15 protein-coding genes are annotated in these 15,573 nt (G+C 60.6%); all 15 read right to left on the reverse strand.

The features are described 5' to 3' along the window. Positions 1-59: 59 nt before the first annotated feature. The 15 genes from ACF8GF_RS02260 to flgB all read right to left on the reverse strand — a co-directional run bounded on the left by ACF8GF_RS02260 (position 60) and on the right by flgB (position 15,324). Positions 60-416, reverse strand: a complete 357-nt coding sequence (locus ACF8GF_RS02260; protein ID WP_392487960.1) for a flagellar protein FlaG — start codon at positions 414-416, stop codon at positions 60-62. 76 nt (positions 417-492) lie between these two features. Continuing rightward, complete coding sequence (locus ACF8GF_RS02265) at positions 493-1,932, reverse strand: flagellin (protein ID WP_392487961.1); 1,440 nt, start codon at positions 1,930-1,932, stop codon at positions 493-495. A 394-nt stretch (positions 1,933-2,326) separates the two neighbouring features. Further along, complete coding sequence (locus ACF8GF_RS02270; protein ID WP_103462195.1) at positions 2,327-3,256, reverse strand: ketoacyl-ACP synthase III; 930 nt, start codon at positions 3,254-3,256, stop codon at positions 2,327-2,329. 499 nt (positions 3,257-3,755) lie between these two features. Then, a complete protein-coding gene (locus tag ACF8GF_RS02275; RefSeq protein ID WP_176685393.1) occupies positions 3,756-5,318 on the reverse strand; it encodes a flagellar hook-associated protein 3 in 1,563 nt (520 codons plus the stop codon). 13 nt (positions 5,319-5,331) lie between these two features. Continuing rightward, positions 5,332-7,374, reverse strand: a complete 2,043-nt coding sequence (gene flgK / locus ACF8GF_RS02280; protein WP_392487962.1) for a flagellar hook-associated protein FlgK — start codon at positions 7,372-7,374, stop codon at positions 5,332-5,334. Between the two features lie 12 nt (positions 7,375-7,386). Next, positions 7,387-8,541: a flagellar assembly peptidoglycan hydrolase FlgJ gene (flgJ, locus tag ACF8GF_RS02285; protein WP_176685391.1), complete on the reverse strand. Its 1,155-nt coding sequence runs from the start codon at positions 8,539-8,541 to the stop codon at positions 7,387-7,389. Between the two features lie 11 nt (positions 8,542-8,552). Then, a complete protein-coding gene (locus ACF8GF_RS02290) occupies positions 8,553-9,662 on the reverse strand; it encodes a flagellar basal body P-ring protein FlgI (RefSeq protein WP_370844649.1) in 1,110 nt (369 codons plus the stop codon). A 12-nt stretch (positions 9,663-9,674) separates the two neighbouring features. Further along, positions 9,675-10,370 (reverse strand): flagellar basal body L-ring protein FlgH, encoded by a 696-nt coding sequence (flgH, locus tag ACF8GF_RS02295; protein ID WP_103462191.1) that lies wholly within the window; start codon positions 10,368-10,370, stop codon positions 9,675-9,677. 36 nt (positions 10,371-10,406) lie between these two features. Then, complete coding sequence (flgG, locus tag ACF8GF_RS02300) at positions 10,407-11,192, reverse strand: flagellar basal-body rod protein FlgG (protein WP_176685389.1); 786 nt, start codon at positions 11,190-11,192, stop codon at positions 10,407-10,409. 47 nt (positions 11,193-11,239) lie between these two features. After that, positions 11,240-11,980 carry a flagellar basal-body rod protein FlgF gene (gene flgF, locus ACF8GF_RS02305; protein WP_103462189.1) on the reverse strand — a complete coding sequence of 247 codons (741 nt, stop codon included), beginning with the start codon at positions 11,978-11,980 and terminating at the stop codon, positions 11,240-11,242. Positions 11,981-12,140: 160 nt separating this feature from the next. Then, positions 12,141-12,332, reverse strand: a complete 192-nt coding sequence (locus ACF8GF_RS02310) for a hypothetical protein (protein ID WP_392487963.1) — start codon at positions 12,330-12,332, stop codon at positions 12,141-12,143. Positions 12,333-12,402: 70 nt separating this feature from the next. Continuing rightward, complete coding sequence (flgE, locus tag ACF8GF_RS02315) at positions 12,403-13,725, reverse strand: flagellar hook protein FlgE (protein ID WP_176685387.1); 1,323 nt, start codon at positions 13,723-13,725, stop codon at positions 12,403-12,405. Positions 13,726-13,753: 28 nt separating this feature from the next. After that, positions 13,754-14,455, reverse strand: a complete 702-nt coding sequence (flgD, locus tag ACF8GF_RS02320; RefSeq protein WP_176685386.1) for a flagellar hook assembly protein FlgD — start codon at positions 14,453-14,455, stop codon at positions 13,754-13,756. Positions 14,456-14,467: 12 nt separating this feature from the next. Beyond that, positions 14,468-14,911 (reverse strand): flagellar basal body rod protein FlgC, encoded by a 444-nt coding sequence (gene flgC, locus ACF8GF_RS02325; protein WP_012051596.1) that lies wholly within the window; start codon positions 14,909-14,911, stop codon positions 14,468-14,470. Positions 14,912-14,913: 2 nt separating this feature from the next. Further along, on the reverse strand, positions 14,914-15,324 hold the full coding sequence (flgB, locus tag ACF8GF_RS02330) for a flagellar basal body rod protein FlgB (RefSeq protein WP_021785151.1): 411 nt from the start codon (positions 15,322-15,324) through the stop codon (positions 14,914-14,916). Between the last annotated feature and the right edge of the window lie 249 nt (positions 15,325-15,573).

The raw sequence follows: 15,573 nt of genomic DNA on the forward strand, positions 1-15,573 counted from the left end.
GCCGGATCCTTGGCGGATAAATCCATCAAATAGTCGACAACAACAAAAATCATGCCAGCCTATGCCTGACCGTCGAACAGCAGGCTGCTGGCTTCACTGAGGCTCTGCGCCAATTTCAGCGCAGCTTCCGACGGAAGTTGCCGGATCACCTCACCGGACTGGGTAGCAATCACCTTGACTACAATCCGGCCCGTGGAATCATCAATGGAAAAGTCCAGCTGGCGCTGGCTCGACTGGACGAAATCACGAATTTCGCCAACCGCTTTTTCCAGGTCCTCGCGCGAGTGCGGCTGATTATCGGAGGCAGCGGCTTCCTGCACCCTGGCAGGCTTAGCCGGGTCCTGCTCGCGATCAGCTCCTGGCACCTGGGGTAACACGGTTGGATACACCTGGTTCAGCTTGACACTCATGTCCATGTTTCGAACTCCTCATGTCAAAAAGGGTGAAAGGGCACGTAAACGCACCCTTTCACCCTTCACTCAAGCGCCTGAATTACTGAAGCAGTTTCAGGACCGAGGATGGCAGCTGGTTAGCCTGCGACAGGATCGCGGTCGAAGCCTGCTGCAGAGTCTGCTGCTTGGTCAGCTCGGCAGTTTCCGAAGCGAAGTCCACGTCCTGTACGGTGGAGCGGGCAGCCGTGGAGTTCTTCTGGATGTTCTGCAGGTTGTCGACGGTGGTTTGCAGACGGTTCTGGGTAGCACCCAGGCCCGAACGGACGCTGTCGATCGAACCGATGGCCTTGTCGATAACGGCCAGAGCGTTCTGGGCGTTCAGGGCATTGGTGACGTCGGTGTCGGAAACGGTGGTCTTGGTCGACGATACCGAAGCTGCGCCGAACAGGGCAGTCGCACCACCAGCAGGGGTGCCTTCACCGATCGAGTAGCCTTTGGCCGAGTCCAAGGAGATCTGACCTGTCACGACGGAGTCATCACCTGCAGTGCCGGACAGGGCTGCGGCAGTGCCGTAAGCGCCACTACCGTTTTTAGCGGCAACCGAAACAGAGTCGGCATCAGCCTGAGCAGTGAACTTGATGTTCTCGCCGCTATCGGATTTGATTTCCAGGTTCTGAGTCGATTCGTCGTAGTTGACGCTGATGCCCAGCTTGGCAGCGTTGGATTTCAGCTGGTCAGCCAGGGAGGCATTGTCAGTAACGCCGATGAAGCTGACGGTAGCACCACCAACAGTCAGGTCGAAGTTGGCAGCAGTAGTAGCGGCTGCAGCGCCTACACTCAGTTTCACTTCGGTGCTGGCAGTAGCAGTCAGACCACCGATGGAACCGTTCAGCTTGGCAGCGATGTCTTTGGCCGATGCACCAGCAGCGTAGTCAACAGTGCCAGTTTGGCCGTTACCGGTGACAACCAGCTGACCAGCAGCCAGACCAGTGGCACTGATAGCGATATCGGTCGACTTGACCTGCTGCGAACCGATGTTGTTTGCAGCAACGTTGTCCAGCGAAAGGTTGATGGTCTCGTTGGCGTTGGCGCCAACCTGAATGGCTTTGGTGCCGTAGGAGCCGTCCAACAGCTTCTGGCCACCGAACGTGGTAGTGGCGGAGATACGGTTCAGCTCAGCGGTCAGAGCCTGGTATTCGTCGTTGTTCGACTTACGGTCGTCGGCGCTCAGCGAGCCAGTAGCCGAGGACAGAGCCAGGGTACGCATTTTCTGCAGGATGTCGGTCGAGGCCTGCATTGCACCTTCAGCGGTCTGGGCGATCGAGATACCGTCGTTGGCGTTCTTCACAGCCTGGCCCAGGCCATTGATCTGGCTGGTCAGACGGTTGGCGATCTGCAGGCCGGCAGCGTCGTCTTTAGCGCTGTTGATGCGCAGACCCGAGGACAGACGCTGCATCGAAGTGGTCTGAGCGTTGCTCGCCTTGGTCAGGTTGCCCTGGGTGGTGATCGACGCAATGTTGGTGTTTACAGTTAAAGCCATGACGAAATCCTCGTTGGATGGGTACTGCGGCTTCCGGCCTTGGCAACCGCCGGATTGGCCTAGAGAACCTTCGTAATGGTTATCGTCGGGTGCGCGGGTTGCTTGAGGGCTTTTTCAAAAAAAAAATACTGGCATGGGGCCAGCCCTGATAAATCAAGGGGTTAAGGGCGGTTTATTGGCGTCAAAAACTGTTCGAACTGGGCTGAATGCCTCATCCCGTCTGTAGGAGCGGGTTCACCCGCGAACACCGGCTAAGCCGGTGCCATAGACCGAGCAGCCTTCTTCGCGGGTGAACCCGCTCCTACAACGGGCTGCGTTAGGCAGAAGTTTATTTTTGGCAGAAAAAAAGCGCCGGGCGGTGGCCGCCGGGCGCTTTTGTGGGCTGACCGGGGGATCAGTCGCGGTACAGGATGGCCGAGCCCCACGACAGGCCCACGCCAAAACCACTGATCGCCACGCGCTTCCAGTTGCCATCGAGCATGTGCTTCTGCAGCAGCAGCGGAACACTGGAGGACACCGTATTGCCGGTTTCCAGCATGTCCTTGACGAACTTCTCCGGGTGTTGCTCTTCAAAGCGTCGCGCCACGGCGTCGACAATCGCCGCACTGCCCTGGTGAATGCAGAAGGCATCGATATCCGACGACTTCAGGCCGCTGGCATCCAGCAGCTCGTGCAGGTGCGCCGGCACTTTGATCAGGGCGAAGTTGAACACCTGGCGGCCATTCATGAAGAATTTGCCGTCGCTGACTTTCAGGTGTTCGGCACCGGAACCGTCAGTGCCGAAACGCGCCTGGCCCAGGTTCCAGACCGCGTTTTCACCCATCCAGGTTGCCGTGGCGGCGTCGCCGAACAGCATGGTGGTGTTACGGTCTTCCGGGTCGACGATCTTCGAATACGGGTCGGCGGTGATCAGCAGGCCGTTCTTCAGGCCTGCCGCTTCCATGAAGCCTTTGATCGCATACAGGCCATACACATAGCCCGAGCAGCCCAGCGACACGTCGAACGCCGCCACGCGGGTAGACAGGCCTAGTTTGCTCTGGACGATGGCTGCGGTGTGCGGCAGGCCTTCTTCGTCGCCGTTCTGGGTGACCACGATCAACGCATCGATCGATTGCGGATCAAGGTCGGGGTTGCTGGCGAACAGCGCCTGAGCGGCTTCTACGCACAGGTCGGAGGTTTCTTGCTCTTCGGCCTTGCGCGGCAGGAACGACGCACCGATCTTGCCGAACATGAACTCTTCGTCCTTGCCGAACTTCGCACCCTGAACGTAGTTGTCCAGGCCAGCGGTGGGCACGTAACTCGCAATGCTTTTGATGCCAATCATTCTGGCTTCCCAATGAAAACAGCCAAAGACCACCACTCGATGAATTGAGGGCGCCAAATACCGGAGCGGTCACCGCCAGGGGTTGTAGGCAGGGCTCGCCTGCGCACCGGTAACAAAATGCTGCAACAGCTGCTGCATAGAATACAGGGAAGATGAGCGTTTTGACTCATTGGTCACATTGAAATGCTACGAAAGCCGTGGCGAGGGTGTGGGGACTGGGGAATTTTTGGAATGACCGGGCGGGCACTGGACCCCGAATGATCAGCTTCGCAGCAGATATCGATGGGGCCGCTTCGCGGCCCTTTCGCGACGCAAGGCCGCTCCCACGAATACGCCACCTTCAGAAGAGAGGAGTACCGGGAATGCCCCAAGAAGCTGGACACCAATCCAACCCTTGGGAGCAGTCCAAATACCCCACCTTCAGGAGAGAGGAGGACCTGTGGGAGCGGCCTTGTGTCGCGATAGGGCTGCGCAGCAGCCCCAGGATCAGGCAGGCAGATCAGAGCTTGTTGAACAGGCTCAGCTGGGAAATACGCGAAAAGGCCAGCTGAGAGGCCTCCAGCATGGCCTGCTGCAAGGTCAGGGTGATGGCTGCCTGCGACATGTCGGTGTTGCCGATGGCGTTCTGGGTGGTCTTGTTGGCCAGCCCCAGGCTGGTGTTCTCCTGGCGTTGAATCTCGAGCGAGTTGCCGCGAGCACCGATCGAGCCACGGGTGATATCGACCTGCTCACGGGCACTGGCCAGGTTTGCAATGGCCGAGGCCGCCGCATCTTTCAAGGCATTCGCCGCGCCAGCACCGGTCACCGGCGTTTCCAGTGCCGCACGCAACTGACTGAGGGTTTCCAGCACGTTCTGGTTCTGGTGGGTATTGGCCGTGACCGCAAACTGGTCGCCTGCCTCCGGCGAACCGGACACCTGGTAGGTTACCCCGGCCACCGTCAACGACGGTGCCGTAAAGGTACCTTTGGCGACCGGCTTGCTGTCGGCCGTCAGCGGCTGGGCATAGAACTCGTATGCGCCCGGCCCCGTGAACTTGATCACCGCACCGTTACTGGGGAAGGTGCTGCGATAGGCGGCCTCGTCGGTCACGCTGCTGCTGGTGACCTGGGCGCTGGAGGTGTTGCTGCCGTTACGGGTGGTATTGAACGAGTCCGGGCGTGCCTCCAGGGAGAACTCGCGCCCGCCCACGGCGGCGTCGGCATCGGCACCCTCCTCCAAGGTCACGGTTATCTCGAACTCCACCCCACGCAGGGCAATCTTGTTGGCACCTTCGGTCTTGCTGTCGAAGGTACCGTTGGTAGGCGTTTCCGAGGTGATGTCATTGCCGCTGGCGTCAGTGATGGTGTACTGCGTCGCGCTGGTGAAGGTCAGCTTGTAAGGCTGGCCTGCCGTGAAGCTGTTGTTGTAGGTGGTGCTCGAGGTCAGCAGGCCAGACGACACCCCGACCACGCTATCGTCAGTCGCCGGCACCAACAGGGTCGACTGGGTACGGCTCTTGTTGCTGGCCGAGTCGAAGATGCTGAAACCGGTGTCGTTGGTAGCCAGGCTCAGGGTATCGGATACCTGCAGGCTCAGTTGGGTCTGGTCGCCGTGGTAGCTATAGGTGCCATCGGAGTTGCGCACATAGGGCGGCGTGGTGCTCTTGGAGCCTCCGAACATGTAGTCACCGTTGGCATCGCGCGAGTTGAGCAGGCCAAAGATGTTGGCCTCGATCTCTTTCAGCTCGGTGCCGATGGCCACGCGGTCAGAATCGGTCACCCCGGCGCCACCGGCACGGATCGCCAACTCACTGGCACGCTGCATGGCATCGTTGATGGTAGAGAGCACACTCTCTTCCTGCAGCAGCGAGTTGCTCACGGTGTTGATGTTGCCGCTGTACTGGTCCAGCAACGATTGCTGCTGTTGCAGCAGCAGCAGGCGTGCAGCACCGACCGGGTCATCGGCAGCGGTCTGGATACGGATACCCGACGTCACCTGGTCGTTGGTCTTGTTCATGCTGGAGAAGTTCTTGGAGTAGCTACTGGCGCTGGCCTCATAGAACTGAGCAGTGGAAATACGCACGATAGTCTACTCCTTACAAAGCGTTGATCAGGGTGCTGAAGGTTTCTTGCGCCGCCTTGATGATCTGCGAGGACGCCGTGTAGTAATGCTGGAACTTGACCAGGCTGGCCGCTTCGTCATCCAGGTTGACCCCGGACACCGCACTGCGGCTTTCGCTGGCAGACTTGAGCACCGCCTCGGTCGCGGTGCTGTCGATGGACGCCTGGTTCGCCTTTGCACCCACGCGTTCGACCAGCGAGGCGTAGGCCGAAGTGAAGCTGGTACCGCCGCCGGAGCCAGTGTTCACCGTCGACTTGGTCTGCAGGTCGAGCAGTGCCGTGGCGTTACGGTTGTCCGCCTTGCCGTCGGCATTAAACGACAGGGTAAAGCTGTCATTGGCCGCAGGGCTGCCGCCAATGGTGGTTTCGACGGCAAAGGTACGCGGGTTACCGCTGCCATCCAGAATCGGGTCGCCAGCCGCATCCAGCATCGGCACGGCGATGGACAGCTTGTTGTCCTGCCCCGGTACCACGCTGCCAGTGCCAATCTGGGTGCCCTTGGCATCGAACAGCTTGTAGCCCTGGGAGCCACCGCTGGCAGCGTCGAACACCACACGCACCGGCATCGAATCGCGAATCGACTGCTGGATCAGCGCGGTATCGGCACCGCCGTAGATGTCCAGCGACTCGCTCAGGGTCGGCTGGGTGATGGTGCCAGTACCGCTGTTGCCACTGCCCGAAGTAGCGCTGACGGGCCCGGCGAAGGCCAGCTTGTTGGCATCGGTCAGGGTCGTGGTAATGCTACCGGCAGCTGCACGGGTGGGGATGACCTTGAAGCTGTCACCAGCCGCCAGACCGCCGCCTTTCAACGCCAGACTGAAACCGTCGATCATGGGTGCCGGGTCGGCATTCAGGTCGAAGCTGCCCATGTCGGTGCCGTCGGAGCGGCGCACACTGTACTGGTTGGCGCTGGTGAACTTCACCTCGTAGTCGTAGGTGGTCAACGCACCGCTATTGGCAATGGTGACATCCAGATTGCCGGAGCCGGTACTGTTATTGGACGAGGCCAGGCTGCGTTGGGCCATGGCAGTAGCGCTGTTGATGCTGGAGAACAGCGAGCTGCCGAACTGGCCGTTGGCATCCAGGCCCTGCCCCAACTGGCTATTGATACTGTCGGCGACTACCAGGGCAACGCGACCAAGCTCGTTCATCGACGGCGTCAGCACGTCCTGACGATAACGCAACAGGCCGCCAATGGCGCCACCGGACACCACCGAGGTCACATCAGAGCTGAACGACTCGTAGTTGATGCGCAGGCTGGCCTGACTCTTGTCTGCAGCGCCAGGCTCGACCGACAGGGTGTTGGCCTTGTTGCCGGTGACCAGCGACTGGCCGCTGCCCAGGTACACGTCATAATTGCCATCACGCTCCTGTACCGTAACACCGACCAGCTCATTGAGCTGACGCACCGCTTCACTGCGCGCATCCAGCAGGCTGTTAGGGGTGTTGCCAGTGCCGCTGGCCGCGGCAATCTGCTTGTTGTACTCGGCAATGCTGGCGGTCAGTTTGTTGACCTGGCCAGCCATGGTGTCGAGCTGGGAGTTGATCGTGGCGTTCTGTTGAGTCAGCTGGGTGCTCACCGCATTGAAACGGTTGCTCAGGGTTTGCGCCTGGGTCAGCAGCAACTGGCGCGAGGCAACGTCACCCGGCTTGGCCGCTGCAGTCTGCAGGGCCGAGAAGAAGGCGGTAAGGACCGAGCTGATGCCGGTGTCACGGTCGGCCAGCAGTTTGTCGATGCTGGTGATCTGATCCTGGAACGTCAGCGAATCTGCCTGCAAAGAGGTGGCTGTCTGCAGTTGGTTGTCCAGGTAGGAGCTGTAGATGCGACGCACATCCGCCAGCGTGGTCCCGGTACCCAGGAAGCCTGCGCCAATGTTGTGCGAAGGCCCCGCCGCCTGAACTGTCTGCTGGCGTGAGTAGCCACTGGTCGCGGCGTTGGCGATGTTGTTACTGGTTACCGACAAGGCCGCCTGGCTGGCACTCAGGCCACTCAGGCCGATGGAAATCAGGCTCGACATGATTTAGTCCTTTTATAAGTTCGTGGTTCTGCCAGCCATGGCGTATTGCGGGGTTGACTGCATTTGCTGGGCAATGCTGATGATTTTCTTCGCATAGCCCGGGTCGGTCGCATAACCTGCCTTTTGCAGCTCTCTTGCAAACTGCTCAGGGTTATCGGCCGCATCCAGCGCACCTTGATAGCGAGAATTGCTCTGCAACAAGGTGACGAGGTCGTGGAAGCTGTCCTGGTACGAGTCGTAGCTGCGGAACGCCGCTGTTTCCTTGACGAACTGACCATCGCGGAATTCGCTGGTGATCGCCCGCGCCTGCTCGCCTTGCCAGTTGCCAGTGGCTTTGATGCCGAACAGGTTGTGGCTGCTGCTGCCGTCGCTGTTGCGCATCACCGACTTGCCCCAACCGGTTTCCAGCGCGGCCTGGGCCACCAGGTAGCGTGGGTCGATACCAATGCGCTTGGCGGCCTGCTCGGCCATTGGCAGCATGGTGGCGACGAAGGCGTCGCTGTCGGTGAAAGCCTTGTTCGGCGCCAGCGGCGGCTGGGCCACGGCGCGGCCGACAATGCGCAGGCCGTTGTCCGGCACGGCGAAGGCCTTGGCCACTTGCTGGCCGTCACGTGCAGGCACGGCGGCGTTGTTGGCGGTTTCCGCCGATGGCACGATACCGGCCAGGAGGCGGTCGGTGAGCTTGCTGGGCAAGGCCAGGCGCCGCGCGTTGAGTGCTGCAACGTCATTGCGGGTAGCGGACGAGGCCATGGTATGCACCGGCTCCGCCACCTTGTTGCCCCACAATGCCGGGCCACTGCTATCGACGCGCGGGAACGGGCTGGTATTGACCGACGCACTGCGGCCCTTGGTCAGCTGGCGTACCAGCACGTCCTGCAGGCCGATGCCGCCACCTTCGCGGGACATGCTTACGGCCAGCTGCTGGTCGTACATGTCGCGGTACTGTTTGACCGTTTCGGTGTTCATCGGGTTGTCGTCGGCCAGCACGTCACTGGCCTTGCGCGAGGCCTTGAGCATTTCACTGATGAACAGCGACTCGAACTCCTGGGCCACCTTGCGCACATTGGCTTCGCTGTCGCGGTCGCCGTGCTTGAGGGCACTCAGGCGGTTAAGGTCGGTATAGGCGCCGCTGTCGGCACTACCGGATACCTGGCTTTTGATATTCATCCGTGCCGTCCTCAGATCACGATCAGGTCGGCCTGCAAGGCACCGGCCTGTTTCAAGGCTTCGAGGATCGCCATCAGGTCGCCGGGCGCTGCGCCCACCTGGTTCACCGCGCGGACGATTTCGTCCAGCGTGGTACCCGGGCCGAACTTGAACATCGGCTTGGCTTCCTGCTCGGCATTGACCCGCGAGCGTGGCACCACGGCAGTCTGACCATTGGAGAAGGCCCCCGGCTGGCTGACGATCGGGTCTTCGGTAATGGTCACGGTCAGGCTGCCGTGGGTTACCGCCGCCGGCGACACCTTGACGTTCTGGCCGATGACGATGGTGCCGGTACGTGAGTTGATGATGACCTTGGCCACCGCCTGGCCCGGGTCGATTTCGAGGTTTTCGAGGATCGACAGATAATCCACACGCTGGCTTGGGTCCATCGGCGCACTGACCCGCACCGAACCACCATCCACGGCCTGGGCCACGCCAGGGCCGAGCAGGTCGTTGACCTTGTCCACGATGCGCTTGGCGGTCGTGAAGTCAGGGCGATTGAGGTTCAGAGTCAGGGTATTGCCCTGGTTGAAGCCGCTCGGCACCGCACGCTCGACACTGGCACCCCCCGGAATACGGCCAGCCGACGGCACATTGACAGTGATCTTCGAGCCGTCACGGCCCTCGGCGTCAAAGCCGCCCACGACCAGGTTGCCCTGGGCAATGGCGTAGACATTGCCGTCGATACCTTTGAGCGGGGTCATCAACAGGCTGCCGCCGCGCAGGCTCTTCGAGTTACCGATCGACGACACGGTAATGTCCACCACCTGGCCCGGCTTGGCGAACGGTGGCAGGTCGGCGTGCACCGACACTGCGGCAACGTTCTTCAGCTGCACGTTGCCGGAACCGGCCGGCACCTTGATGCCGAACTGCGACAGCATGTTGTTGAAGGTTTGCAGGGTGAATGGCGTCTGGGTGGTCTGGTCACCCGTGCCATTGAGGCCCACCACCAGGCCGTAACCAATCAACTGGTTGGAGCGTACGCCAGAGATGCTGGCAATGTCCTTCAGGCGCTCGGCCTGGGCAGCGAAGGCACAGGACAAAAGCAGGGTTGCGGCAATCAGCTGCCTTACGTTGAACATGGTCATCCGTACTCAGAAAGGCCAAAGCGGGCTGATGAAGAAGCGGTCCAGCCACCCGGGCTGGCTGGCATCGGCGAACGAGCCCGTGCCGGAATAGGTGATGCGCGCGTCGGCCACGCGGGTGGACGGCACGGTGTTGTCAGTGGCGATATCGTCAGCGCGGACCATGCCGGCAATGCGCACCAACTCTTCGCCGGTGTTCAAGGTCAGCCACTTCTCGCCGCGCACGGCGATGATGCCGTTGGGCAGCACTTCGGCCACAGTGACGGTGATCGAACCGGTCAGGGTGTTGCCCTGGGTGGCCTTGCTGTCGCCCTTGGTGGCACGCTCGCCGTTATAACCAGCCTCCAGCGACAGATCACCACCGCCGAACGGGTTGTTGGTGTTCGGTGTGCTGCCGAACAGCGAGGTCAGGCCAATATTGGCCGAGCTGTTCTTCTGGATCTGCGAACCTGCGTTCTTGCTGGCCGAGGTTCTCTCGTTGAGGGTGATGGTGATGATGTCCCCCACCCGGAACGCCTTGCGGTCGCTGTACAGGTTCTGCTCGAAACCGGCCTGGTAGATCGAACCGTTGTTGGCCGCTGCCGGCAATGGGGTGCGCGGCAACACCGGCGCATAGTACGGGTCGTTGGGCCGGGGCGTCGGCGCGACGCAACCTGCCAGCAACACCGCCCCCCCCAGGGCGAAAACGGACAACAGACGATTCATGACGCTTACCTCACGGGTGCAACTGAGTGACAGGGCTTAGAGCTGTTGGGTAACGAACGACAGCATCTGGTCGGCCGTGGAAATGACCTTGGAGTTCATCTCGTAGGCACGCTGGGTGGTGATCATGTTCACCAGCTCTTCCACGGTGCTGACGTTGGAGTTCTCCAGCGTCTGCTGCAGGGTAGTGCCAAAACCGTTCAGGCCTGGGGTGCCGACCTGAGGTGCGCCACTGGCTGCGGTCTCGAGGAACAGGTTGTCGCCGATCGCCTGCAGGCCGGTCGGATTGATGAAGTCGGCGGTCTGGATGTTGCCGATCACCTGTGCAGCCGGATTGCCGGCGGTGGTGATCGACACGGTGCCGTCCTGGCCAACGGTGAAGGTCTGCGCGTCGTTAGGCACGACAATCGCAGGCTCCAGGGCGTAGCCGTTGGCGGTGACGATCTGGCCGTCGGAGTTCAGGTGGAAGGTGCCGTCACGGGTGTACGAAACGGTGCCGTCCGGCTGCAGGACCTGGAAGAAACCACGGCCGTTGACTGCCATGTCCAACGGGTTTTCGGTGGTTTGCAGGCTGCCGGCAACGAAGCTCTTCTGGGTGCCCACAATACGTACACCGGTACCGACCTGCAGGCCCGAAGGCAGCTCGCTGTCCTGGGTAGACTGGGCACCAGGCTGGCGCTTGATCTGGTAGAGCAGGTCGGCAAATTCGGCACGATCACGTTTGAAGCCGGTGGTCGAGACGTTGGCCAGGTTGTTGGAAATGACCGTCAGGTTGGTGTCCTGGGCGGACAGGCCGGTTTTAGCGACCCAAAGAGCCGGAAGCATGTAAGTTCTCCTCGTGCGCCTGTTTTACGGCACCCGTTCAAAAGTGATTAGCCGATTTGCAAAACCCGAGCCATGGCTTCGTCGCCTTCCTTGGCCGTGTTCATCATCTTGACGTGCAGTTCGAACTGGCGGGACAGCGCCAGCACCGAGGTCATTTCCTCGACAGCGTTGACATTGCTACCTTCCACGAAGCCAGCCACCACCCGCACATTGACGTCTGCATCGGCCGGCTGGCCGGATGTGGTATGGATCAGGCCGTCCAGGCCCTTTGTCAGGCCTTTGGTGTCCGGGTTGACCAGTTTGATGCGATCGACCTCGGCCATCACCCGCGGGTCTTCACCCATGGAGCGGATACTGATGGTGCCGTCGGCACCCACTTCCACTTTCTGCTCGGGCGGGATGGCGATCGGGCCACCGTTGCCGATCACTGGCATGCCATTGCCGGCACGCAGCACACCGAGGGCATCGATGTTCAGGCTACCGGTACGCACATAGGCTTCGCTGCCGTCCGGCGCCTGCACGGCGATAAAGCCCTTGCCGGTCACCGCCACGTCAAGGTCGCGGCCGGTTTCGACCAACGGGCCTTCGCTGAAGTCGGTGGCCGGGCGTTCGGTCATGGCGAAGGCGCGCGCCGGAAAGCTGTCGCCGAACACCGGCATCGAACGGGCCTGCTCCAGGTCGCGCTGAAAACCGTTGGTGGAAATGTTCGCCAGGTTGTTGGCGTGGGCCTTCTGCGCCAGCGCGTTCTGGCTGGCGCCGGTCATGGCCACATAAAGCAACTTGTCCACAGTTTCTCCTCTGCGCGTAGTTGCCGCGCTGTCACTGGGCTGGTTCAAAGCAATAATCGAACCAAGTCTGAAACTCCCGATTTACGGGGCTTTCAGCTTCGCGAGGGGCAATAACCGTCAGTTTGTCGGCGGAAGTTTGCCGCCTGCGGCAAGGGCTTGCTCAATGGCTGCGGCAGGCAGCGTTGTTGTAGGGGCCGGAATGGCGCACCCAGCCTTTGCCCGGGTTGCGGGCCGAGCACAGGTAGCGGCCGGTGACCAGACTTTGCCATTGATAGAACGGGGCGGGGGCGGCAGGGGCCGGCAGTACCAGCACCAGCAAGGGGAACAAGGCCAATAATGACAACCGCTTCATTAACGTGAACCTTCAAGTTATTGGGGCCGCATTGCGGCCCCAATTACAGACATCACACCAACAACAATCATCAGGTCATCTGAATGATGGTCTGCATGATGGTGCTTTCGGTGGAGATGGTCTTGGCGTTGGCCTGGTAGTTGCTCTGCGCCTTGATCAGATTGACCAGCTCTCCAGTCAGGTCGACGTTCGAGTCTTCCAGTGCACCGCCGGCAATCTGACCCAGCGTGCCGGTGTCCGGAGCACCAATCACCGGTACGCCCGACGCGTAGGACTCTTTCCAACTGGTGCCGCCAATCGGTGTCAGACCCTGCAGGTTGGCAAAGTTGGCGATAGCCACCTGGCCGATCACCTTGTCCTGGCCGTTGGTGAAGTTGGCGAACATGTTGCCGCTTTCGTCGATGGTCAGGCCTGACAGCTCGCCAGTGGCAAAGCCATCCTGACTCTTGGCGGTGGTGGCGGAGGCGGCGTTGTACTGGGTGGTGCCAAGCATATCCAGGTTGACCCCGTCGACATTGGCGGTAGCACCGTTGGCGCCCCACACACCAGCAGCGTTCTTCTGTGCCGGGATCCAGTTGTCGAGCGTGAAGGTCTTGTTGGCCGCGATGGTCATGCCGCCCGCTACCGGGCCCGCATTCATGGCAGCTGTATCCAGGGTGCCATCAGACTTGAACGGCAGATTGTTGGCCAACGGCGTGGTCGAATTCGGGTCAGCCGGGTTGCGACCGTCGATGGTGGTGTACATTGTCCAGGAGTTGCTGGTGGCATCCTTTACAAAGTACTGGTTAAGCTGGTGCGCGTTACCCTGACTATCGTACACGTCGGTGTTGAACGTGTAGTTGTAGGTGCCCGTGTTGGTCGGATCGAATGGCGACTGGGCTGGCGCAGTAGCGGTAGAGTTGAGATTGACGTTCTCGGAGATACGGCCGGTCGGGTTCGGCGTCAGGTTCGAGGTGTCGATCTGCAGGTTGGTCAGTACACCCTGAATGATCTTGCCGTTGTCATCCACGGCATAGCCTTGCAGGTTGGCGCCCGACGAGCTGACCACGTAGCCATCCTTGTCGCTGTAGAAAGCACCGGCACGGGTGTAGATTTTCGAGCCGTTGTCGTTCATCACGAAGAAGCCGTTGCCATCAATGGCCATGTCCAGCGCCTGGCCGGTGCCGTTGATGTTGCCCGGAGTGAACATCTGCGACACGGCGGCAGTCTTCACGCCGGTGCCCACTACGTTCTTGCCGGCACTCGTGCCGCGAATGGAGTTGGAGTACTGGTCGGCGAACTCGGCACGCGACGATTTGAAGCCGGTGGTGGCTACGTTGGCAATGTTATTGCCGGTAACGTTCAGGGCCTTGTTTGCTGCATAGAGGCCGCTAAGGCCGATATTGAAAGACATGTGTAACTCCTGTCGTTTTGCTCAGGCCCTAGATGCCGATGCTTTGGATTTTGGAAAGCGCAACACTGCCCAGCCCAGCCAGGTTGAGCGTCATCTCCGAACCGTTGGCCCCCATGGTCACACTGGTAACCGAGGCCGGCAGGTTGGTGGTCATGGCCGTGGCCTTGCCATCGATCGAGGCAGTGGCCTTGAAGGTGTAGGTCCCGGCGGCCGCGACCTCACCGTCATCGTTCAGGCCATCCCAGGTAAAGTCGATGCTGCCACCCTTCTGGGTACCGAGCTCGATGGTACGCACCAGCTTGTCGTCCTTGTCATAGATCCCCACCGAGGTGGAGGTACTGGACGACGTCAGGTTGACCGAGCCCTTCATGTCCTTGCTGGTATCGACCACGGCCTTGTCGGTCTGAACAATGACATTGCGCCCGACCAGCGAGGAGGCCTGCAAGGCCTGGGAAGATTGCAGCCCGGCCGCAATGTAGGTCACTGCGTCGTTCAGCGACTGCATGCTTTCCAGGCTGCTGAACTGCGCCAACTGAGCCACGAACTCGCCGTTTTCCTGTGGGTCGAGCGGGTTCTGGTTCTGCATCTGGGTAACCAGCAACTGCAAGAACGCGTCCTTGCCCAGCGCGCTGCCGGCGGCACCGGTAGAGCTGTCAGTCTTGGACGTCTGCTTCTGCAGCGAGGTCAGGTACGCGCTACCGACGTCCGTGGTGGAATTGGTGGTGGTCATGTCGGCTTCCTATCACTGCCCAAGGGTCAGTACTTTCTGCATCATGCTCTTGGCCGTGTTCATCAGTTCGGCATTGGTCTGAAACGCGCGGCTGGCGGAAATCATGTCAGCCATCTCCTCGACCACGTTGACGTTCGGGTAGTAGACGTAGCCGTCCTTGTTCGCCGCCGGGTGGTTCGGCTCGTAGCGTGCCTCCAGCGTGCTCTGGTCTTCGACGATGCCTTTTACCTGCACGCCCTGCCCTGCCTCGCCCTGGTCTTCGAACAGCGACTGACTGCTGCCGGCCTGGGCATTCTGGAAGGTGGTGGCGAACACCGGGTGGCGGGCGCGATACGTCTGGTCGATGCTCGAAGACACGGTCTCGGCGTTGGCGATGTTGGACGCCACGGTGTTCAGGCGCGTGTTCTGTGCGCTCATGCCGCTACCGGCAATGTTGAAGACACTGGAAAGGGACATGATCATTCTCCCCGCAGGGCGGAAACCAGCCCTTTGAATTTACTGTTGAGCAAGGTGAAGCTGGCCTGGAAGCCAATCGCGTTTTCCGTGTAGTTCGATTGCTCGATCTGCGCATCCACGGTGTTCTGGTCGATCGACGGCTGCAGCGGCGTGCGGTACTTGAGGGTTTCATCGGCCATGGCCAGGCCCTCAGCCTCGATGTGCCTGCTGTTGGTACGGTCAAGACTGAAGCGGCCGCCGCTCTGCTGCTTGTCGCTTTCGGCTGCGAGCACCGAGGCAAAGTCCATGTCACGCGCCTTGTAGTTGGGCGTGTCGGCGTTGGCAATGTTGTTGGCCAGCACTTCAGCGCGCTGGGCGCGGAAGCCCAGCGCCTTTTCGTGAATACCAAGCGCCTTGTCGAAGCTGATGCTCATGTCAGGGAAACCTTCAGAGGTTGACCGGAATTTCGTTGAGCAAGGTATAGCAAGGGCTGTGCCAACCACCGTAAAGCCCGTATTTATGGGGTTTGCCGGGAGGGTACTATCAGATTGATGCCAGAAAAGCGGCAAAGGCCTTCCGCCTGAGGTGACAAAAGCGGCAATTGATGGGCGGCAAAAGCGGCAAAACAAAAAATTGACGTCAGTGTTTTCCTGTGCGGGCCTCTTCGCGGGTAAACCCGCTCC

Source organism: Pseudomonas sp. yb_5 (assembly GCF_043103865.1).
Lineage (GTDB): Bacteria > Pseudomonadota > Gammaproteobacteria > Pseudomonadales > Pseudomonadaceae > Aquipseudomonas > Aquipseudomonas putida_Y.